The sequence below is a fragment of the Geoalkalibacter subterraneus genome (genome assembly GCF_000827125.1).
In the GTDB taxonomy this organism is placed as follows: Bacteria; Desulfobacterota; Desulfuromonadia; order Desulfuromonadales; family Geoalkalibacteraceae; genus Geoalkalibacter_A; species Geoalkalibacter_A subterraneus.
The window spans coordinates 566,893-586,264 of sequence record NZ_CP010311.1 but is presented as its reverse complement, the minus strand read 5'-3'; the positions used below and the strand labels follow the sequence as shown (position 1 = coordinate 586,264).

Here is a 19,372-nt window from a genome sequence, read left to right as displayed (position 1 = left end):
ATGGCAAGATGGAAACGTCGATTGACTGCCTTGGCGATTTTTTTTCTCCTTGTCTGCGCCCCCGGCGAGAGAGCTTGCGCTGCCGGTGAGAGAGCTTGCGCTGCCGGTGAGAGCTGCGATCAAATGCTGGCCGCGTTTGAAGAAAGTCACGCGCAGATGGAGCGCGATTTGCGCCGGTTGCACCGGGAGGTCGCCGCACTGCGCCAGGAGCTTGAGAAGCCGGGAGCAGAAGAGATCTTCAGCGGCATCGGTTATATCCTGGGTCTTTTCGGAGTAGCCTTTTTTGTGGCCGGGCGCCGCGAGCGGCGGCGGGAGTAGAGCCTCATGCATATTTCCGATGGAGTCCTGCCGGTCGGCGTCACCCTGGGATGCGCCGTGGCATCCGTAGCCATCGCCGCGTGGAGCGTGCGACGGACCGGAGAAAAAGACCTGCCGAAAGTGGCGGTCATCACCGCGACCTTTTTCGTTGCCTCCCTGATTCACGTGCCGCTGGGGCCAACCAGTGTCCATATGCTGATTCCAGGGCTGGTCGGGGTTCTGCTCGGGCCCTCTTCCTTTCTCGCGATTGCTATCGGCCTGCTGCTGCAGAGTCTGCTTTTTCAATTCGGCGGGCTGACCGCTCTTGGCGCCAACACCCTGATGATGGGGGTACCGGCCCTGGCATGCGGTTTTGCCTTCCAGAAACTCAAAGGACATGGGCCGAAACGCCACATGCTGGCTGCCGCCCTGGCCGGTGGCGGCGGCACGGTGCTCTCTGCGCTGCTTCTGGCGCTTCTGTTGACCACCGGAGGGGAGGATTTCTCCGGCGTCGCCCGCCTCGCTCTTCTGGCTCATCTGCCGGTAATCGCGATAGAAGGCGCGGTCAGCGCCTTTACCGTATCCTTTCTGCTGCGGGTTAAACCTGAACTGCTGCGTGCGGGTTCCACTCCCTTTTCCGCAGAGGCTTCATGAATATCACACCCGGCGCCACGATCATCCTGCCGAGCTCCGTGCTGGCCGCTATGGCGGCGGGACTGATGGCCGGATGGGCTCTGCTGGCCTGGTGGGTACGCCGTGGCGAGCGCAGCAACGGCAGCCGCACTGATCGCGACTGGTCCATCCCCCAACTCGACAACAACGCATCCAACCGATCATTTTTTCACCTCTGGGATGTGCGCTTCAAGCTGGTTTCCCTGATCACATTCGCCTTTTTCGTTGTGGCCGTTCGCTCCCTGCCCGCGGCATCCGCGGCGATGCTTTTGGCCCTGATCTGTGTACCACTTGCACGCCTGCCGTTTCATCGGACCCTTCGCCGTCTGCTCGCCATGTCGGGTTTTCTGGTCATGTTCATCGTCATTATGCCCCTGACCGTCCCCACCCAGCCAGAGGATACGCTTGTCGTTTTTACAGGCATGGAGGGGATTTCCTTCAACCTGCGCGGTGCGGCGCTGGCGCTGACGATCTGCTGCAAAGCCTTTGCAGTCGCCCTGCTGATGGAGCCCCTGCTGGCTACCGCGCCCCTGTCTGTCACGCTTGAAGGGCTCACCCGGCTGGGTGTTCCCGACAAGATCACCCGCATGATTCATCTGGCGCACCGGTACATTTTCGTCGTCCTGGAGGAAACGCGCCGCATGGCAACGGGGATGAAGGTGCGCGGTTTTCGCAAGAGGACCAATATGGAAACGCTGCGCGTGACCGGCAATTTTCTCGGCATGTTGTTCGTGCGTGGCTTTGAGCGCACCTATCGCGTCTATGACGCCATGCAGGCACGCGGCTACGACGGCACGTTCCAGGAACTGCATCGCTTTCGCTCCTCAGCAGGAGACTGGCTCAAGGCAACCTTCTGGATTCTGTTGGGAGCGGTGCTGCTGGGGGTTGATCGGTTCTATCTGGGGGGTTGAGTTATTTTTTCAACGCTGAGGCGGAGAGAGAATATCTAAGACGCAGAGAAAACCCTTTAATTCTTGGATAAAAATGCACTTTATTGACTCTGAAACATCTTTACCACGGGAGCGCAAGGCGCTGATCGAGGTTCGCGATCTTGATTTCAGCTATCCTGACGGTTCTCAGGCGCTGCGGCAGATCAACCTGACCATTCGGCCCGGCGACCGCATCGCGCTGGTGGGACAGAACGGTTCCGGGAAATCCACCCTGGCGCGTCACCTCAACGGTCTGCTCGAGGCCCAGGCCGGTGCCGTCATCTACAAGGGGAAGCCGTTGCAGGGCGAGCATCTGCGACGGGCGCGCCTTGAAGTGGGCCTGCTGTTTCAGGACCCCGACGACCAGCTGTTCTGCAATACCCTGCTCGAAGACGTGGCTTTCGGACCGGGCAATCAGGAGCTGAGTGCGGAGCAATGTGCAGAGCGGGCACGGAACGCACTTGCGCAGGTGGGGCTGGCCGATCTGGCATACAAGCCCTCTCACCATCTAAGCTACGGGCAGAAAAAACGCGCCGCCCTGGCCACTTTACTGGCCATGCGCCCCCAGGTTCTGATCCTGGACGAACCGACGGCAAACCTCGACCCGGCACAGGACAACATCCTGCGGGAATTGCTGCGCGACTACGACGGAACGCTGATCTGCATCACCCACGACCTGCTATTTGCCTACGATCTCTGTGAGCGCGCCGTTGTGCTCGACCAGGGGCGCGTGCATCATGACTATACCCTGCGAGAACTGGTCTCCCACCGCAGCTCCCTGCGTGAGCACGGATTGGATTTCTCTTTTCGCCTGGATGGCATTGACGACATCCTCGCGGCGGAAGCCGCCCGCTGCGACCCCCTGCTGCCGGAAGCCAATGACCCTGCGGCATTACCCAGGCCGGAAAGTTCGCCGCTGGTCGCGGTCAGGGACTATTCCTTCAGATATCCTGACGGAACGCAGGCGCTTAACAAGATCCTTTTCAAGATCAATCGCGGCGAGAGCGTTGCCATCGTCGGCGAAAACGGCGCCGGCAAAACAACCCTGTTGCATTGCCTGCTGGGCATCCTGGAGGGGAGCGGCGAACACCTTTTCGAGGGAATGCCGATCAACCGACGCAGGCGGCGTGATCTATGGCGGCGGGTCGGGATCATCTTTCAGGATCCGGCCGACCAGCTTTTCTGCCCCACCTGTGCAGAAGAGGTGGCTTTCGGACCCCGCCAGATGGGAGTTAAAAAAGAAGAGCTCGCCCGGCGCGTGCATCAGGCACTGGCGCAGGTGCACCTGCAAGGCTACGAAGATCGCATCCCCCTGCATCTCTCCGGCGGAGAGCGCAAACGGCTGGCCATCGCCACCGTGCTGGCTATGCAGCCCGAAATTCTGATCCTCGATGAGCCCACTGCGGGGCTTGATCCACAGGGGGAAGAAATGTTGCTCAACATTCTGCAGGAATTGCCCCAGACCCGGATCCTTGTCTCCCACGACCCCTATCTGACAGCAAGGCTGACGCAGAGGACAGTGGTTCTGCACCGGGGAGAGATCATACGGGATTACAGCACACGGGAGTTTCTGCATGACCAGGACCGCGCACGGCTCAACCTGCTGACCCTCACCTCACGCCGGGAGCACTGTCGCGAGATCAGGGCCCTGCAACACCAGCACGCCCACAAACACCCGCACCGGCACCTGCATGAACACCGCCATCGCCATGGCGAGCTGGAGCACAGTCACCTCCATGAGCACGAGCATACTCACGCGCACACCTATACCCACCTGCATGGCGCCGACAGTGAGGCCCACTGTCATCCACCGCGCCCCCGCTACCATGACCATGCCCATCCCCATCATGAGCTGGAACCCCACGATCACGACCACCCCGAAGACCATTAGATTCAGCAGTCAGGCAAAAAAATTGGCCCGCCCGGAATAAATCCGAACAGGCCCTCCATTTCACGGCAATGATTCTCCAGCCCCGGAAGAAAACTCCGGAACCCCTCCTTCACATGCGATCTCTTTGAAATAACGGAACAAATCCGTTTCAACCAAAATGATGAAAATACCATAACTCTTTTTTTTAAAAATGCCTATCAGGAAAATCCTGATTTTTACCCGATATTTGATTATTTTATACTTCGAAATTCCTTAGATGGGAGCACTTTCTGTGGACAAACTGTGGATAGAATCAGAAGAGAGGAGGAGGGGAAAAGGTTTTACAAGGTCGTCAAGCCTTCTCGAATCGCCAGTTTGGTCAACTCAGGCAGGGATTCCACCCCCAACTTCTGCATTATATTATGGCGATGAGTTTCGACGGTTTTGGCGCTGACGTTCAACAGGTCCGCGATATCCTTGACCGGGGTGCCTTCAACCAGCAATTGCAGGGTTTCACGTTCGCGGGGGGTCAACTTGTCAAAGGGAGAGGAGGCCCCCTCTTCGTCGCCATGAAGCAGATTGTTCATGACAATATCGGTCACGCCGGGGCTCAGGTACATTCCACCGGCCACGACCACCTCGATCGCCTGCACAAGTTCGGCAATGACTGAATCCTTCACCACGTAGCCCCGTGCACCGGCTTTGAGCATGGAAAGAATGAACTTTCGATCCTTGTGGCTCGACAAAGCGACGATCTTTACACCGGGAGTTTCGGCCACAATGCGGCGGGTGGCATCGAAGCCGTTGAGAAACGGCATGGCCAGATCCATCACCACCACATCGGGCTTGAGCTCCTCTGCCAGCCTCACCGCCGCGCGACCATCGCTCACCGTGGCCAGCACTTCGATTCTGCCATGAGAATCGAACAGGGCCTTGACACAGTCGTGGAAGATTTCGTGATCATCCGCAAAGATTATTTTGATGGACATGAGCAATACTTCAGTGAAAAAAGACAACCGGATGAGGTGTCGTCAATTTTCAGCCTCGAGAAGACAGGAGCATGAATCCCATCTGGCGTCCCGTTTTACCCTGGTCGCGCCGATGAGAGAAAAACAGCTCCCGATGGCAGCAGGTACATTCATCGGCCGCTTCGATATGTTCCTCCCGCAGCCCTGCCTTGAGCAGTTGCAGGAAGCAGGCTTTACGCAGGTCGAGGCGCCATTTGCCCAGACCCTGGGGGCTCGCCAGCTCATCCCAGGGCTGCCCGTCTGCGCGGAACGCATCGCGCACCGGACGGTCGACTTCATATTTATGCGCGCCGATGCCGGGACCGATCCCCGCCATAAGGGTGTCGGGAGTGCTATCGAACAGCTGGGACAGGGAACGCACCGCTTTGCCGAGAATGCCCGCCGCCGCGCCACGCCAGCCGACGTGGATCGTAGCGGCCACATGCTGACGCGGATCATAGATCAGGACGGGGAAACAATCCGCCACCAGAACCCCTATCAGAATTCCCGGCTGGTTGGTAATGATGCCGTCGCAGCTCAATTGCTGGAAATGAGAAAGATCGGGGTTGGGCTGATCGATCACCAGCAGATCGGTGCCGTGGACCTGCTGCACGGTCAGCAGCAGGTGCGGCGGCAGGCCGAAAGAACGTGACAGGGATGAGCGGTTGGCCTCCACGTTATGTCTCGGATCCTCGGTATTGAAGCCGAGATTGAGTGAATTATAGGGTGCGCGACTCACACCGCCGTTGCGCGAGGTGAAGCCGGCACACACCGCAGAATCGGCCGCCCATGAAGGCTGCAGATAATTTATTTTTCCTTGACGTGCCATTTTCATTTGGGGAGGTATCTCCGATTGGTGGAATGAGGAGCGCAGCGTACGCCGCGTTGCTACAGAGATTAAATGCAGAGGGGGGCGCGGGTCAAGCCCGCAATCACTCGGCGTAGAGCCGGTCGAGATAGTCGAGCACCGCCTGGAGATCGGCGGGCGGAGGGGATTTGAACTCCAGATACTCGCCCGTAGCGGGGTGAACAAAACCCAGAAGCTGCGCATGCAGCGCCTGCCGCCCCAGACGCTGCACCAGCCGGCGCAGATCCAGATCATGCAGGGCGTTGGTCCGGGAGGTACTGCCGTAGACCGGGTCGCCTACCAGGGCCAGATTCATGTCGGCGAAATGGACCCGTATCTGATGCGTGCGCCCCGTCTCCAGAGTCAATTCCAGCAGCGTCAGGCGATCGCGGTCAAAACGCTTCAGCACCTGCCACCGGGTCACGGCACGCCGCCCTCGCCCGCTGCGGCTCGACATCTTTTTGCGATCAGTGGGGTGGCGCCCGATGGGGCGGTCGATCACTCCCTGGTTGTTCTGGACCATGCCGTGCACCAGGGCAAGATAGCGCCGTGTGATGGAATGCTCTTTAAACTGTCGCGACAGCTCTTGATGAGTGGCGTCGTCCTTGGTCGCCACCATCACGCCAGAGGTTTCCTTGTCGAGACGGTGGACGATGCCTGGCCGCAACTCCCCTCCGATCCCCGAGAGATCGGTGCAGTGGTGCAGCAGGGCATTGACCAGCGTCCCGCTGGAGTGCCCCGCAGCGGGGTGCACCACCAGGCCGGCCGGCTTATTGATGACGATAAGGTGTGAATCTTCGTAAAGAACTTCGAGTTCAATCGCTTCGGCGACAGGCAGGGCAGCCTGCGGGGCGGGCTCGATGACACGCAGGCGCTCCCCCCCTTTAAGCTTTTCTCCAGCCTTGGTCACCCTGCCGTCGACCTGGACCTGTCCATCCTCAATCAGCCTTTTGATCTGGGATCGGCTCAGTTCGGGCAGTTCGTCCGCGAGAAAATGATCGAGACGGCGTGGTGCCTGCTGCGCCTCGAATAAAAAATTATGCTCAGTTGCCATCTACCAGATTGCGCTTTCGATTTTACCCGCCTGCTTGATCATCACATCAACGATGGCGCGATCATAAAGCTGGTCGCGTCCGGCCAGATCCTCCGCTACGCGGGTATGAAAATGTTCGCGACCCTCTTCCAGTTCTTCTGCAAGAACATCGAAAATGTTGTCATTCTTGATTCCGGACGCGACCTTCTCCTGGTTGTAAAGGGCAATGTCGGAAACAATGGCTCGCGCCAGGCGAAAGGCCAGATTTGGATTGTCAACCAATCGGGGCATGGGACCTCCATCAAGGTTTATGGATCTTGCCCTGCTCAAGACCGACGCTTAAACAAGAACCATGAATCCAGATCAGAATACCGGCAAAAATAATTTGTGTCAATTAATCATACGGGCTGCCTGCAAGCAGAATCAGACTTTCTGCAAAAACTCCAGCAGACCGTCGTGATCTCCGCGCATATCGCTTTGAAACGCGCCGTCGAGCCGGTCGATCATCCAGGTTTCCACCAGGAAGGTGGGAATTCCGACCTGGGCAGCGGCCAGGTCGTGCTCGGTGTCGTTGCCGACCATCAGACATTGTTCAGGGTCAAGGTCGAACTGTGTCAGAATGTCATGGAAATACCCCGGGTGCGGTTTGCACAGGCGGGTATTTTCATAACTGGTCACCAGTGAATAGTCAAAATCATGCAAGTCCCCCCATTGCAGGCGAGCATCGATGACAGGGCGGGGGAAAACCGGGTTGGTGGCGATCACTACCGTCAGCTCCCTGTCGAAACAGAGCTGCAGAATATCTCTGGCCGCCGGCAACGCACGCACCATGGTAGCCAGCCTTCCCAGCCCGTCTTCGACAAAAGCATCGAGACGACGGCCAAACTCGACCGCCTCGATACCCAGGCGGCTGTGCATGGCTTCAAGAAAAAGCGCTTCATTGCTCGCACGTACCCTGTCGTCGCGAATCAGAGCGAAGGTCGCCGCCAGCACCGTATCGGCAAAACGGTCCGGCTCAGCCAGATCGGTGAAATGCGAAGCCAATCCCTGCACATAGGCCGGTATGAATTCAGCCATTTCCACATCCAGCAGGGTCCCGTCGAGATCGAACAATACAGCTTTCAGCGGTTTTTCGGAAGGATAATGCACCATATAAGTAAATCCAAAATGAAAGTGATCTTAAAATGTCATTTTAACAGAACTGTCGGCGCGGTGGAATCATAAAGAAAACCTGATCATGGACGGAATCGAACCAGATGGTATTATTGATTTTTTCTTGACTCCATCGGATCGCTCGGTCATAAATCGGACTCACTCCCAAGGACAAGAAAGACCATGGACAACATCCGCGAAGAAGTCAAAGAGCTTCAAATTGGACTCAAGGTGCGACGTCTGCGTCAGCATAAACGCTTGACGCTGCAGGCACTTTCCGATGCCACCGGCTTATCGAAACCCCTGCTGTCCCAGATCGAAAACAACCAGGTCATCCCCCCGCTGGCGACCCTGCTGCGCATCTCGAAAGCGCTCAAAGTCGATCTGCACACTTTTTTCGAAGAAGAAGACGGCACCGACAAATGCGTTCTGGTGCGTGCAGATCAACGCCGGCAGATGCGACGACGCCACACCCCTGAACAGCCGATCCCCCCCTATATCTACCACAGCCTCGCCTACGGGCTGCGCCACAAGCACATGGAACCCTTTCTGGTCGAATTCGAGGCGGGCGAGTGGTCGGAAGAGATGAAGGTCCGCCACGAAGGGGAGGAATTTCTCTTTCTACTTGAAGGCGAGCTTGAGCTGCATTTTGGCGATCAGGTGCTGATCATGAAGCCGGGCGATTCAGTCTATCACGACTCAAGCGAACCTCATGGCTACGTCGCGCGCGCACCGGGACGCACCCAGGCCGTGGCGGTTCTTTATTCCCGCGAGTAAATTCCAGCATTCAGCCTCCACTGTTCGATCCAAAGGGCCTGTGGTTGACCATGACGGGTCCCTGGTCTATATTTTTTGACATCAGTTTTGCTGACTATCGGAAATCATCGAATCAGGGATGTCAACCACATCCCCAGCAAAGGAGGTTGCGAACATGGCAAAAAAAATAGGTGTTGTTCTTGCAGGTTGCGGAGTCTATGACGGCAGCGAAATCCATGAGGCCGTCATCACCATGCTCGCCCTTGACCGGGCCGGCGCCGAAATCATCTGCATGGCGCCCGACATGGAGCAGATGCATGTCGTCAACCACCTGACCGGCGAACCTGCTGAAGGGGAGACGCGCAACGTCCTGGTCGAAGCCGCCCGCATCGCCCGCGGCAACATTAAGAATATCGCCGACATCAAAGCGGACCAGCTCGACGGCCTGTTTATGCCGGGCGGCTTTGGCGTGGCTAAAAATCTATGTGATTTTGCCGTTAAAGGGCCCGACTGCACCGTGCACCCCGAAGTGTCACGTCTGGTCAAGGAAATTGTCGCGGCAAAGAAACCGCTGGCCGCGGTCTGCATCGCGCCGGCACTGATTTCAAAAGTCCTTGGCGACCAGAAGCCCAAACTGACCATCGGCAACGACGCGGATGTGGCCGGCGGCATGGAAAAGATGGGCGCGCAGCATGTCCAGTGCCCGGTCAACGAATTCGTGGTCGACGAAGAGAACAAAATCATCTCCACCCCCGCCTATATGCTGGCCGGACGCATCAGCGAAGCGGCCGAGGGGATTGAGAAAACAGTTCAGGCTCTACTGAAGATGGCGTGATCGAATCCTTCAGAAAAAGAGGGGGATCCTGATGAAAAAGCGGGTGGGCGCAGCAAAGCGTTCACCCGCTTTTTGCAGAACCGGTTCCGAATTTCGCCCCGCGCTTGCCAGATGGCGGAAATGTTCTAAAATGGAGAATCGTTTCCGTCTCTCGTCTTTCAGCAACAGAAAGCACGAAACCAAGAAGTCTATTAATCAGGAGGAAAGCATGTCCAAGTATCGCTGTGTCATCTGTGACTACGTTTACGACCCCGCCGAAGGCGATCCGGGCAGCGGTGTCGAGCCCAACACCCCCTTTGAAGATCTACCCGAGGATTGGGTCTGCCCCCTGTGTGGTGCGGACAAGAGCAATTTCGAAAAAATTTAAAGATCGATTCACCACTGGGGACACAGCTTCTTTGACATGGGAGCCGCGCCCTCAGGCGCAACGGTTACAAATCTGAGATAAACGAGGTTGCCATGGCTAGAACTCCCGTTGTCGATCAGGACACCTGCATCAGCTGCAATCTGTGCGTGGACCTGGTCCCCGAAGTTTTCAAACTGAACGAGGACGGCGTGGCGGAAGTGTATGCGCCCCAGGGCGCTGCGGAAGAAAAGATTCAGGATGCAATCGACAACTGCCCGGTCTCCTGCATTGCCTGGGAAGACTGACCGGACCGTCACCCTCCCGTCGCTGCCGACGGGTTTTCATGTACTGCAGGCAGGCCGGCTCTCTTACGAGGCCGGCCTTGCCTTTCAGGAAAAACTGATCGAGCGCCGTCTGCATGACGCGGATTCAGAGTACCTGATGCTGCTCGAACACGACCCGGTGATTACCCTGGGGCGAGGAAGCAACCAGGCCCATGTGCGTCTGCCGCCGGACGAACTGTCGCGGCAGGGGATCGCCTGTCATGAGAGTTCACGGGGCGGCGACGTGACCTGGCATGGGCCGGGACAGCTGGTCGGCTACCCCATCCTGCATATGGACCAGATCGGGCGGGACCTGCATCGCTATCTGCGGCTGCTTGAGCAATGTTTGATCCAAACGCTGTCTGCCTTCGGGTTGCAGGGTGAGCGGCAGGCGGGCAAGACCGGCGTCTGGGTCGGGGGGCGCAAAATCGCCTCCATCGGCATTGGTGTGCGCCGCTGGATTTCCTGGCATGGCTTCGCCCTCAACATCGCTCCCGATCTTCGCGCGTTTGAAGCCATTGTGCCCTGCGGGCTGCAGGATGTCACCATGACCTCACTGGCCGTTGAATGTGCCAATGCTCCTTCGCGCACGACAGTCGAGCAGCAAATCATTCGCGCCTTCGCCGCCACCTTCAATCTTCAACACCATGGATGCCATGACCTCGCCTCATTCACGCAAACCTGACTGGCTTAAAGTTCGCCTGCCGCAGGGACCGCAGTGGGCGCGCATCGACCGCCTGCACCGCGAGCAGGGGCTGCACAGCGTCTGCCGCAGCGCCGCCTGCCCCAACCTGGGCGAATGCTGGGACCGCGGCACCGCCACCTTCATGATTCTCGGCAACACCTGCACCCGCAGCTGCGCCTTCTGCAATGTTCAGGGCGGGACGCCACAGCCGCTGGATGAAGGCGAACCTCAAAAAGTTGCACGGGCGGTCGCCACGCTGCAGCTCAAACACGCCGTCATCACCTCCGTCACTCGCGATGACCAGCCCGATGGCGGTGCCGAGCAATTTGCCGCCCTGGTGCGGGCGCTGCGCCTGGAGGCGCCATCCTGCCGCGTTGAGCTGCTGATCCCGGATCTGCTCGGCAACCCCGAAGCCCTTGAAACAATTCTCAATGCCGGCCCGGATATTCTCGGACACAACCTGGAAACAGTGCCCCGCCTTTACCCGCAGGTGAGACAGGGCGCGGACTTCAATCGTTCCCTGCTTCTTTTGCGGGACGCACAGCGACTGGCTCCTCATATCCCCACAAAGTCCGGTTTAATGCTGGGTCTGGGTGAGTCATACGTCGAAATCATTGAGGTGCTGCACCAGTTGCGCGCCATGGAGGTCTCTTTTCTGACCCTGGGACAGTACCTGGCCCCGAGCCGCAGCCATCACCCGGTGCACCGCTACGTCCCTCCCGAAGAATTTGAAGATCTGCGCCAGGACGCTCTCAAACTGGGATTTGTTCATGTCGAATCCGGTCCGCTGGTGCGCTCCAGTTATCACGCCGAACAACAGTTCAAGGAGTCTCATCATGCCCCAAAGCTGTGATTCAATTCTGCAGACTCTTATCCTCGGCTCAGGCCCCGCCGGCCTGACCGCCGCCATCTATGCCGCGCGCAGCCGCTGCTGCCCGCTGGTGGTGCACGGACGTCAACCCGGCGGCCAGCTGACCACCACCACGGTCATCGATAATTTTCCCGGCTTCCCCGAGGGCATCGACGGCAATGAGCTGATGGATCGCATGCGGCGCCAGGCGGAGCGCTTCGGGACGCAGTTCGCCGAGGAGGAGGTCACCCGGGTCGACCTGAAGAAAACGCCCTTTCGCGTATGGGTCGGCGACCAATGCCATCAGTGCCGCACCCTGATCATCGCCACCGGTGCCTCGCCGCGCATGCTGGGCCTGGAAAACGAATGGGACCTTTACGGCCGCGGCGTTTCGGTCTGCGCCACCTGCGACGGATTCTTCTACAAGGAGAAAGAAGTGGTGATCGTGGGCGGCGGCGATACCGCCATGGAAGAGGCTTCTTTTCTCGCACGGTTCGCTTCCCGTGTCACGGTCGTCCATCGCCGCGACGAGCTGCGCGCTTCACCGCCGCTGCAGAAAAGAGCCATGGAGAACAAGAAGATCGATTTCCGCTGGGATACGGTGGTTACGGCTATCCACAGCGATCCTCAAACCGGGGTGACCGGCGTGCGCCTGAAAAATGTGAAAAGCGGCGAGGAGGAGGATTTCTCCTGCCACGGCCTGTTTGTCGCCATCGGCCACAACCCCAACACCGACCTGTTCAAGGGGCAGCTGCACATGGACCAGGACGGCTACATCCTCACTCATGACGGATGCCGCACCAGCATCCCCGGTGTTTTTGCCGCCGGCGACGTGCAGGATCCCAACATCCGCCAGGCCATCACTGCCGCCGGCTCCGGCTGTACCGCCGCCATGCAGGCCGCGCGCTACCTGGATGATCTTGGCGTGGAATAAGTCCGGCACATCTGTGTGCGAAAAAGATCTCCGTCAGTTTTATTCACAACCCTTGGAGGTGTCATCATGGCAAACAAAGGAACCATCGGAATTCTCACAGGCGGCGGCGACGTGCCGGGACTCAATCCGGCGATTCGCGCCATTACCATCCGTGCGCTGCGCGAAGGTTACCGGGTTCTGGGAATTCGCCGCGGCTGGGCGGGACTGGTTGAACTGGTAGCAGAGCCGCAGGCCGACAACAGCTCGTGCGTGCAGGAGTTGACCCGCGACGTGGTCAACCGCGCCGGCCGCACCGGCGGCACCTTTCTACACACCTCGCGCACCCGGCCGAGCCATCTGCCGAAAGACAATCTGCCCGCGCACCTGCGGGACAAGTACACGGAAAAGATTAACGACGTCACCCCCGAGGTGCTGAAAAACATCGAATTTCTCGGGCTCGATTTTCTGATCCCCATCGGCGGTGACGACACCCTGAGCTATGCGCAGCGCCTGCACGAGGAAGGGGTCAAAGTGGTCGCCATCCCCAAAACGATGGACAACGACGTGCCGGGCACCGACTACTGCATCGGTTTTTCCACCTGCGTCACCCGCACCATCGAGCTGACCCACCGCCTGCGCACCTCGGCCGGCTCACACGAGCGCTACCTGGTGATCGAGGTCTTTGGGCGCTACGCCGGGTTTACCGCGCTGCTGCCGACCATGGCCGGAGCGGCGGATCGCTGCATCATCCCGGAGCACAACTTCGACATTGAGCAGTTAGCGCGCCTGCTCACCGAGGATCGCAACAAGCATCCGAGCAAATACGCCGTGGTCCTGGTTTCCGAAGGGGCCAAAATGCGCCACCAGCAGGATATGTCGTTCGAGGGGGAGGAGGTCGACCAGTACGGTCACCGCAAGCTGGGAGGGATCGGGGACAAAGTCTCGGCGATGCTCAAGGAACTCTCGCCCGGGTTTAATAACGGCCGCAGCATCAATGTGCTCAACCAGCGCCTCGGCTACCTGGTGCGCAGCGGCGAACCGGACGCACTGGACTCCATCGTTCCCATGGCCTTCGGCAATATCGCCCTCGACCTGGTGCTCGAAGGCACCTCGGGACGGCTGGTCAGCATCCACAACGGCCATTACGACACAGTGCCGATCACGACCGTCACCGGCCAGAAAAAAGTGGTCGACGTGGAGAAGTACTACAATATCGAGCGGCTGCGCCCCAAATACGAATCCTTCCAGCGCCAGCCCCTGTTCATCATGACCAGCGATCTGTAAGAAACACGCAGCGGGGCCGTTTCCTGCCACGTCAGGAGACGACCCCGTTCACTCCTCCCAAACGGCTGTTCACCTCACTGACCTGGGCGTTGAGCGTCCAGTAATCGTAAATGATGCCGACAAGAAACAAACCGCCGGTGAGTAGATAAATCAACCCGGTCAGCCATTTGCCCAGATAAAAGCGGTGAACGCCGAATACGCCGACGAAAGTGAGCAGCACCCAGGCGATGTTGTAGTCTCTCGCCCCGGGGGTGAAGCGCAGATCGGCGGAGCGATCCATGGATGGGATCAGAAACAGGTCGATGATCCAGCCGATGAAAAACAGACCGAGGGTGAAGAAATAGATCGTTGCGCTGATGGGGCGGCCGTAATAGAAGCGGTGGGCCCCCATGAAGCCGAAGATCCACAGGATGTATCCGATAAGCTTGCTGTGCGTATTCAGTGTATTCATCTTACAACTCCAGCAGCATCTCTTCCGGTTCTTCCACCAGGTCCTTGATGCGTTTGAGGAAGCTCACCGCCTGGCGTCCATCAATGAGGCGGTGGTCGTAGGAGAGAGCCAGGTTCATGATGGGGCGGATGACAATCTCTCCGTCGCGCACGACCGGGCGGTCCTGGATGGCGTGCATCCCCAGCACCGCGCTCTGCGGCGGGTTGATAATCGGGGTGGAAAGCACCGAGCCGTACACGCCGCCGTTGGTGATGGTAAAAGTCCCCCCTTCCAGATCGGCCAGGGTAATCTTGTTGTTTTCAACCTTCTCGGCAAAGTCAGCGATGGCCTGCTCGATCTCGGCGAAATGCATCTCATCCGCACTGCGCAGCACCGGCACCACCAGTCCCTTTTCGGCGCCGATGGCAATCCCGATATGGTAGTCGTGATACGTGAGTATATCGTCTCCGTCGATGCTGGCGTTGACTTCGGGAAAGGATTTCAGCGCCTCTACGCAGGCTTTCACGAAAAAGGACATCAGCCCCAGCTTGACGCCGTGACGCTGTTGAAAACTCTCCTGGTGTTTTTTGCGCAGGGCCATCACCCGGCTCATATCCGCTTCGTTGAAAGTTGTCAGCATGGCGGTCTGCTGCCGGGCCGCAAGCAACCGCTCGGCGATGCGCTTGCGAATGGGTGACATAGGCGTGCGGGTGACGCGTCCATCCTGCTCGGCGCTTCCACGAGGAGCGGGTTTCTTCTCCTGATCTTCAGCCGACTCCTTTTGTTTTTTTTCCGGCACTCTTTCCTTCTTCTCAGGCTCCTTCGAAGGGCTTTCGGCCGCCGGCACCGCTTTTCCGGCCGATTCGGACTCCGGCTTTTCCTTGTTTTTGGCAGCCTTCTTTTTCTGCTGAGCGGAGCCCTTTTCCTCCGCCTCTTCTGCGGCAGCGTTCTTGTCCTCTTTCTGCGCAGCCTCTTTTTCATCTTTCGCAGGGGCGGCGCCTTTTTCATCCTCGCCTTCACCCTCTTCCTCGTCAGCGATGGTGCCGATCACGGCTCCCACCTTCACCGTCTCCCCCTCGCCCACGGCAATCTGCAGCGTGCCCGAGGCATCGGCGTTGAGTTCAAGGGAAATCTTGTCGGTCTCAAGCTCACACAGCAGATCGCCTTTCTCCACCCGCTCTCCGTCTTTTTTATGCCAGGTGGAAACCTGCGCTTCATAGATCGATTCACCGACTTCGGGGACTTTGATTTCCATAAAAACTCCTGAATGAAATTTTCAACGGAGAGACGCGGAGAAAGTGAGACGGAGAGAAAAACATTTTAAGGAATAGATTTCTCTGCGCTCTTTATTTGCTCTCTGCGGCTCTGCGTTGAAGATTTTTGTCTATTTGCCTTCGGGCAGGTTGAAAGCCTCTTCCAGCAACGCCTCCTGCTGCTGCTTGTGCAGGCGGTGGCTGCCAACGGCGGGGGCGGCGGATTCTTCCCGGCCGACGTAGCGCGGATGCCGTCCCAGCACGCGGGTCAACTGCGGTGCGAGATGGGACCAGGCGCCGTTGTTGCGCGGCTCCTCCTGCACCCAGGCCACGTGCTCCAGCTCTCCATAAAGGGAGACGACCTCGGCCAGCCTCTCGCGATGCAGGGGATAGAGCTGCTCGATCCGCACCAGGGCCACATCCTTGCGTCCAAGGTCCGCCCGCTTCTCCACAAGGTCGTAATAGATCTTGCCGGAGCATAACAGCAGCGATTTGATCTGCCCCGGCTCGATCGGATCGGCGATCACCTCCTCGAAACGGCCTCCGGCCAGATCGTCGAGGGTCGACCGGCAGGCAGGATGACGCAGCAGGCTTTTGGGGGTGAAAACGATCAGCGGTCGCCGGAAGGGCTGCTTGAGCTGGCGGCGCAACAGATGAAAGATCTGCGCCGGGGTACTCGGGTAGCACACCTGCATGTTCTCATGGGCGCAGAGCTGCAGAAAACGCTCGATGCGGGCACTGGAGTGTTCGGCGCCCTGCCCTTCGTAGCCGTGCGGCAGAAACATCACCAGCCCGCAGGAACGGTCCCACTTGCTGCCGCTCGATGCAATGAACTGGTCGATAATGACCTGCGCGCCGTTGACGAAATCACCGAACTGGGCCTCCCAGATGACCAGCCCCTGCGGCACCTCCAGCGAATAGCCGTATTCGAAGCCGAGCACGGCAAACTCGGAGAGCATGCTGTTGTGGCAGTGAAAATCCGCCCCTTCGGCGGCCACTTGGGCAAGCGGCAGAAAGGGTTTGCCGGTGTTCAGATCGACGATGGCGGCGTGGCGCTGATTAAAGGTGCCGCGGCGGGAATCCTGGCCGGAGAGCCGCACCGTATGCCCTTCGTTCAGCAGCGTGGCAAAGGACAGCGCTTCGGCCAGCGCCCAGTCGATCTCATCACCCGTGTCCATCGCTTCGCGCCGTCGCTCGAGAAACTTGACGATTTTGGGATGAGGCTCAAACCCTTCAGGCAGCTGGAGGATGCGCTGTCCGAGATTCTGGAGGGTATCGAGATCGACCGCTGTGCGGACATCGTCCGGTATCGTGAATTCACGCTGGATTTCGCTCCATTTCCCTTCGTGGCCGGCATCGGCGGGCTGCTGATCCCGCTCCAGGGCCTGTTCCAGTCGATGCTCGATCTCCTGCTCCTGCGTTTCGATGCGGTCCTTATCCGCGACCTCCTCAGCCAGGCGCTCGGCATAGAGTTCATGCACCGGCGGCCGATCCTTGATTCTTTCGTACATCAACGGCTGGGTAAAGGCCGGCTCGTCGGCTTCGTTATGTCCCTGGCGGCGATAGCAGATCAGGTCGATCACCGCATCGCGTCCGTAGCGGCAGCGATAGTCCAGCGCCAGCGAGGCGGCATGCACCGCGGCCTCCGGATTTTCGCCATGGACGTGAAATACCGGCACCTGCAGCATCTTGGCGACATCGGTGGCGTAGTGGGTGGAACGCGCTTCGGGCGGCAGAGTGGTAAAGCCGATCTGGTTATTGAGCACGATATGCAGGGTGCCGCCGGTGGAGTAGCCTTCCAGCTGGGAGAGATTGAGCACTTCGGCGACCACGCCCTGCCCTGCAAAAGCAGCATCGCCGTGGATCAGCACCGGGAGGACCTCCTGCCCACCGCTGCCGTGGTAGTCCTGCCGCGCCCGCGCCTTGCCCTCCACCACCGGGTCCACCGCCTCCAGGTGGCTCGGGTTTGAAGCCATCGACAGATGAATTCCGTGACGCCCAAGCGGCGCGACGTCACGGGAGAATCCCTTGTGATATTTGACGTCGCCTTCTCCGACAAAGGCGTACTCGAGGTTGTCCTTGAACTCGGCAAAGATGTTTTCCAGCGGTTTGTGGAAGATGTTGGCCAGGACGTTGAGCCGTCCGCGATGGGCCATCCCCAGAACCAGGTCCTTGATCTCGCGCTGATTGGACGCGGTGACAATATCGTGCAGGACTGGAATCAGCGTTTCGGCACCTTCCAGCGAAAAGCGCTTCTGCCCCAGGAATTTGCGATGGAGAAACGCTTCGAACAGGGCGGCTTCCTGCAGCTGCTGCAGAATCAGCCATTTGTGCTGCTCCGAAAATTCGGTGCGGTTGCGCGTCCCCTCCATGCGGTCCTTGAGCCACTGGCGCTGCTCGGGGTCCTGGATGTGCATGAATTCCACCCCGATGGCGCCGCAGTAGGTCTCGCGCATCACAGCGACAATCTCCCGCAGGGTGGCGTGCTCCTTGACGAATCGACGGGTATGGAACACCGTGTCGAGATCGGCTTCCGACAGGCCGAAAACACTCAGATCGAGCAGCGGGTGATTGAGGGGGCAGGGTTCGAGGGGGTCGGTACAGGCGAGCAGGTGCCCGATATCGCGATATCGGTAGATCAGCGACTGAACGCCGGACTGCTTCAGGGCAAATTCGGGATCGACACAGGTTTGGGGGCAGGAAGGCGATTCGTTGCCCAGGTCAAACCCTTCAAAAAAACCATGCCAGTCGGAACCGACACTGGAGGGATCCCGCAACCAGCGTTGGTACAGAGCATCGATCCACGCCGGGTCAAGTTGGGCGGAAAAAGGCATATCAGAACACATCCCGGTCAAAAGTGATGGCGTCGCAACATTCAGCGCATGAAGTATAACAAAACGCAGCGCGAGCGCAATTTCAAGCTGCTTTGACCGGTCTGCAGTTACTGACGATCAGATGCGAGGGCGGCTTTTTTGGCAGCGGGCATCTTGGTCGCAACCAGGTTCTTGGTCAAAGCCGACGCCCCGGAATCTCCGACGCCGCAAAAAACAGCATGACGGCGCACTTCTTCGGGGATTTCTTCCCCTTCCACCCGACGATAGCCACGCTGCAGAAGGTAGTCGTCGTTGGGACCGCTGGGCGCGAAAAAACGCCTTGCCCCCCCCAAGGCGGCAAACCTCTCGATGCGCACCAGCAGCAGAGAGGCAATGCCGCGTCCGCGCATATCAGCCTCCACCGCCGGTGGGCGCAGAACGGCCTCCTCGCCAAGGATCTCCATCCCCGTCGCGCCGGCCAGCATGCCGTCGGTTCGGCAGGTGAGAAAATGAACGATATTATCCGGATTCAGGTCATCATGCGGCAAGCCGCAACGAGCCAGAAGATCCCTGATCGATGTAAGCTGAGGAGGATGAGCAAAAAGGAAGACCATTATGAAATTCTCCAGAAGGAGGATGAAGACCTCTTGTCAGTTCGAAGACGGAGCGCCGCGGCGACGTTCAGCCCAGGCGCAGAGGCTTAGAGTGAGAAGAATGCCGATGAGGTTGAATCCGACATCCAGGATCGAGCCATACCGGCCCGGCACGGACAACTGATGCCATTCGTCGAACACGCCGAACAGAAACGAAATGGCAGGTGCGCAGAAATAACGGGCCCGCGGACCACAGCCGAGCGCCTCAACCCCGCGCAGCCACAGCAGGGTCAACAGGCCGAAGGCGGGGATATGCAGCAGGTTGTTCAGAGCTGGCGGCACATAATCAAAGGGGTTGGCCGCCTCGGAGCGGGGCGCGGACGGCAGGGAGGATACAAAGAAAATCGCCGCCATCAAGAGCAACGGGGGCAGCAGAGCCGCAACCCGGCGGGGAGGCGTCCACCACTGAAACCTGCGGGCCACC

General features: G+C 58.9%; 22 protein-coding genes. 12 read left to right on the top strand and 10 right to left on the bottom strand.

What is annotated here, in order from left to right; all coding sequences use genetic code 11:
* From GSUB_RS02735 to GSUB_RS02720, 4 genes are all read left to right on the top strand, one after another.
* Nucleotides 1-318, top strand: coding sequence for an HI_1622 family ECF transport-associated protein (locus tag GSUB_RS02735; protein WP_144401922.1), 318 nt, complete (start codon nt 1-3; stop codon nt 316-318).
* Between the two features lie 6 nt (nt 319-324).
* Nucleotides 325-951, top strand: a complete 627-nt coding sequence (cbiM, locus tag GSUB_RS02730; RefSeq protein ID WP_040199084.1) for a cobalt transporter CbiM — start codon at nt 325-327, stop codon at nt 949-951.
* Nucleotides 948-1,880, top strand: coding sequence for a cobalt ECF transporter T component CbiQ (gene cbiQ, locus GSUB_RS02725; RefSeq protein ID WP_040199083.1), 933 nt, complete (start codon nt 948-950; stop codon nt 1,878-1,880). The genes cbiM and cbiQ overlap by 4 nt, the downstream gene beginning before the upstream one ends.
* A 73-nt stretch (nt 1,881-1,953) precedes the next feature.
* Nucleotides 1,954-3,789, top strand: coding sequence for an ABC transporter ATP-binding protein (locus GSUB_RS02720; RefSeq protein WP_052464425.1), 1,836 nt, complete (start codon nt 1,954-1,956; stop codon nt 3,787-3,789).
* Nucleotides 3,790-4,109: 320 nt separating this feature from the next.
* Here the strand turns inward: GSUB_RS02720 and GSUB_RS02715 are convergent, their stop codons facing one another.
* The 5 genes from GSUB_RS02715 to GSUB_RS02695 form a co-directional block, all read right to left on the bottom strand.
* Nucleotides 4,110-4,757: a response regulator gene (locus GSUB_RS02715; protein WP_040199082.1), complete on the bottom strand. Its 648-nt coding sequence runs from the start codon at nt 4,755-4,757 to the stop codon at nt 4,110-4,112.
* A 49-nt stretch (nt 4,758-4,806) separates the two neighbouring features.
* A complete protein-coding gene (gene pgeF / locus GSUB_RS02710; protein WP_040199081.1) occupies nt 4,807-5,610 on the bottom strand; it encodes a peptidoglycan editing factor PgeF in 804 nt (267 codons plus the stop codon).
* Between the two features lie 97 nt (nt 5,611-5,707).
* Nucleotides 5,708-6,676 (bottom strand): RluA family pseudouridine synthase, encoded by a 969-nt coding sequence (locus tag GSUB_RS02705; protein ID WP_040199079.1) that lies wholly within the window; start codon nt 6,674-6,676, stop codon nt 5,708-5,710.
* Complete coding sequence (locus GSUB_RS02700; RefSeq protein ID WP_040199078.1) at nt 6,677-6,946, bottom strand: hypothetical protein; 270 nt, start codon at nt 6,944-6,946, stop codon at nt 6,677-6,679.
* Nucleotides 6,947-7,078: 132 nt separating this feature from the next.
* Nucleotides 7,079-7,807: an HAD family hydrolase gene (locus GSUB_RS02695; protein ID WP_040199077.1), complete on the bottom strand. Its 729-nt coding sequence runs from the start codon at nt 7,805-7,807 to the stop codon at nt 7,079-7,081.
* Between the two features lie 183 nt (nt 7,808-7,990).
* On the opposite strand from GSUB_RS02695, the gene GSUB_RS02690 reads away from it, so the two are divergent.
* From GSUB_RS02690 to GSUB_RS02655, 8 genes are all read left to right on the top strand, one after another.
* The gene (locus tag GSUB_RS02690) at nt 7,991-8,584 is read left to right on the top strand and encodes a helix-turn-helix domain-containing protein (RefSeq protein ID WP_040199076.1); all 594 of its coding nucleotides are present in this window, start codon (nt 7,991-7,993) and stop codon (nt 8,582-8,584) included.
* A gap of 154 nt (nt 8,585-8,738) precedes the next feature.
* On the top strand, nt 8,739-9,398 hold the full coding sequence (elbB, locus tag GSUB_RS02685; protein ID WP_040199075.1) for an isoprenoid biosynthesis glyoxalase ElbB: 660 nt from the start codon (nt 8,739-8,741) through the stop codon (nt 9,396-9,398).
* A 208-nt stretch (nt 9,399-9,606) separates the two neighbouring features.
* Nucleotides 9,607-9,765, top strand: a complete 159-nt coding sequence (gene rd / locus GSUB_RS02680) for a rubredoxin (RefSeq protein ID WP_040201971.1) — start codon at nt 9,607-9,609, stop codon at nt 9,763-9,765.
* A gap of 92 nt (nt 9,766-9,857) precedes the next feature.
* Nucleotides 9,858-10,049, top strand: coding sequence for a ferredoxin (locus tag GSUB_RS02675; protein WP_040199074.1), 192 nt, complete (start codon nt 9,858-9,860; stop codon nt 10,047-10,049).
* Nucleotides 10,033-10,752 carry a lipoyl(octanoyl) transferase LipB gene (lipB, locus tag GSUB_RS02670; protein WP_158414030.1) on the top strand — a complete coding sequence of 240 codons (720 nt, stop codon included), beginning with the start codon at nt 10,033-10,035 and terminating at the stop codon, nt 10,750-10,752. Before GSUB_RS02675 ends, lipB begins: the two co-directional genes overlap by 17 nt.
* A complete protein-coding gene (lipA, locus tag GSUB_RS02665; protein WP_200890163.1) occupies nt 10,724-11,605 on the top strand; it encodes a lipoyl synthase in 882 nt (293 codons plus the stop codon). Before lipB ends, lipA begins: the two co-directional genes overlap by 29 nt.
* A complete protein-coding gene (trxB, locus tag GSUB_RS02660; protein WP_040199072.1) occupies nt 11,589-12,536 on the top strand; it encodes a thioredoxin-disulfide reductase in 948 nt (315 codons plus the stop codon). Before lipA ends, trxB begins: the two co-directional genes overlap by 17 nt.
* A 66-nt stretch (nt 12,537-12,602) precedes the next feature.
* Complete coding sequence (locus tag GSUB_RS02655; protein WP_040199071.1) at nt 12,603-13,799, top strand: 6-phosphofructokinase; 1,197 nt, start codon at nt 12,603-12,605, stop codon at nt 13,797-13,799.
* 31 nt (nt 13,800-13,830) lie between these two features.
* On the opposite strand, the gene GSUB_RS02650 is transcribed toward GSUB_RS02655, so the two are convergent.
* From GSUB_RS02650 to GSUB_RS17830, 5 genes are all read right to left on the bottom strand, one after another.
* Nucleotides 13,831-14,250 (bottom strand): NINE protein, encoded by a 420-nt coding sequence (locus GSUB_RS02650; RefSeq protein ID WP_040199070.1) that lies wholly within the window; start codon nt 14,248-14,250, stop codon nt 13,831-13,833.
* 1 nt (nt 14,251) lies between these two features.
* The gene (odhB, locus tag GSUB_RS02645; RefSeq protein WP_040199069.1) at nt 14,252-15,484 is read right to left on the bottom strand and encodes a 2-oxoglutarate dehydrogenase complex dihydrolipoyllysine-residue succinyltransferase; all 1,233 of its coding nucleotides are present in this window, start codon (nt 15,482-15,484) and stop codon (nt 14,252-14,254) included.
* A 129-nt stretch (nt 15,485-15,613) separates the two neighbouring features.
* Entirely contained in the window at nt 15,614-18,316 is a 2,703-nt protein-coding gene (locus GSUB_RS02640) for a 2-oxoglutarate dehydrogenase E1 component (RefSeq protein ID WP_040199068.1), read from the bottom strand.
* Between the two features lie 107 nt (nt 18,317-18,423).
* The gene (locus GSUB_RS02635) at nt 18,424-18,909 is read right to left on the bottom strand and encodes a GNAT family N-acetyltransferase (RefSeq protein WP_040199067.1); all 486 of its coding nucleotides are present in this window, start codon (nt 18,907-18,909) and stop codon (nt 18,424-18,426) included.
* 36 nt (nt 18,910-18,945) lie between these two features.
* Entirely contained in the window at nt 18,946-19,371 is a 426-nt protein-coding gene (locus GSUB_RS17830) for a VanZ family protein (RefSeq protein ID WP_158414029.1), read from the bottom strand.
* Nucleotide 19,372: the final 1 nt, after the last annotated feature.

Coding starts and splice junctions, on each gene's coding strand:
- cbiQ (WP_040199083.1), top strand. CDS start 948: ATGAATATCACACCCGGCGCCACGATCATCCTGCCGAGCTCCGTGCTG.
- cbiM (WP_040199084.1), top strand. CDS start 325: ATGCATATTTCCGATGGAGTCCTGCCGGTCGGCGTCACCCTGGGATGC.
- GSUB_RS02635 (WP_040199067.1), bottom strand. CDS start 18,909: ATGGTCTTCCTTTTTGCTCATCCTCCTCAGCTTACATCGATCAGGGAT.
- GSUB_RS02695 (WP_040199077.1), bottom strand. CDS start 7,807: ATGGTGCATTATCCTTCCGAAAAACCGCTGAAAGCTGTATTGTTCGAT.
- pgeF (WP_040199081.1), bottom strand. CDS start 5,610: ATGAAAATGGCACGTCAAGGAAAAATAAATTATCTGCAGCCTTCATGG.
- GSUB_RS02705 (WP_040199079.1), bottom strand. CDS start 6,676: ATGGCAACTGAGCATAATTTTTTATTCGAGGCGCAGCAGGCACCACGC.
- lipA (WP_200890163.1), top strand. CDS start 10,724: ATGACCTCGCCTCATTCACGCAAACCTGACTGGCTTAAAGTTCGCCTG.
- elbB (WP_040199075.1), top strand. CDS start 8,739: ATGGCAAAAAAAATAGGTGTTGTTCTTGCAGGTTGCGGAGTCTATGAC.
- odhB (WP_040199069.1), bottom strand. CDS start 15,484: ATGGAAATCAAAGTCCCCGAAGTCGGTGAATCGATCTATGAAGCGCAG.
- trxB (WP_040199072.1), top strand. CDS start 11,589: ATGCCCCAAAGCTGTGATTCAATTCTGCAGACTCTTATCCTCGGCTCA.
- GSUB_RS02640 (WP_040199068.1), bottom strand. CDS start 18,316: ATGCCTTTTTCCGCCCAACTTGACCCGGCGTGGATCGATGCTCTGTAC.
- GSUB_RS02690 (WP_040199076.1), top strand. CDS start 7,991: ATGGACAACATCCGCGAAGAAGTCAAAGAGCTTCAAATTGGACTCAAG.
- GSUB_RS02735 (WP_144401922.1), top strand. CDS start 1: ATGGCAAGATGGAAACGTCGATTGACTGCCTTGGCGATTTTTTTTCTC.
- GSUB_RS02720 (WP_052464425.1), top strand. CDS start 1,954: ATGCACTTTATTGACTCTGAAACATCTTTACCACGGGAGCGCAAGGCG.
- GSUB_RS02715 (WP_040199082.1), bottom strand. CDS start 4,757: ATGTCCATCAAAATAATCTTTGCGGATGATCACGAAATCTTCCACGAC.
- GSUB_RS02650 (WP_040199070.1), bottom strand. CDS start 14,250: ATGAATACACTGAATACGCACAGCAAGCTTATCGGATACATCCTGTGG.
- GSUB_RS02700 (WP_040199078.1), bottom strand. CDS start 6,946: ATGCCCCGATTGGTTGACAATCCAAATCTGGCCTTTCGCCTGGCGCGA.
- GSUB_RS02675 (WP_040199074.1), top strand. CDS start 9,858: ATGGCTAGAACTCCCGTTGTCGATCAGGACACCTGCATCAGCTGCAAT.
- GSUB_RS02655 (WP_040199071.1), top strand. CDS start 12,603: ATGGCAAACAAAGGAACCATCGGAATTCTCACAGGCGGCGGCGACGTG.
- rd (WP_040201971.1), top strand. CDS start 9,607: ATGTCCAAGTATCGCTGTGTCATCTGTGACTACGTTTACGACCCCGCC.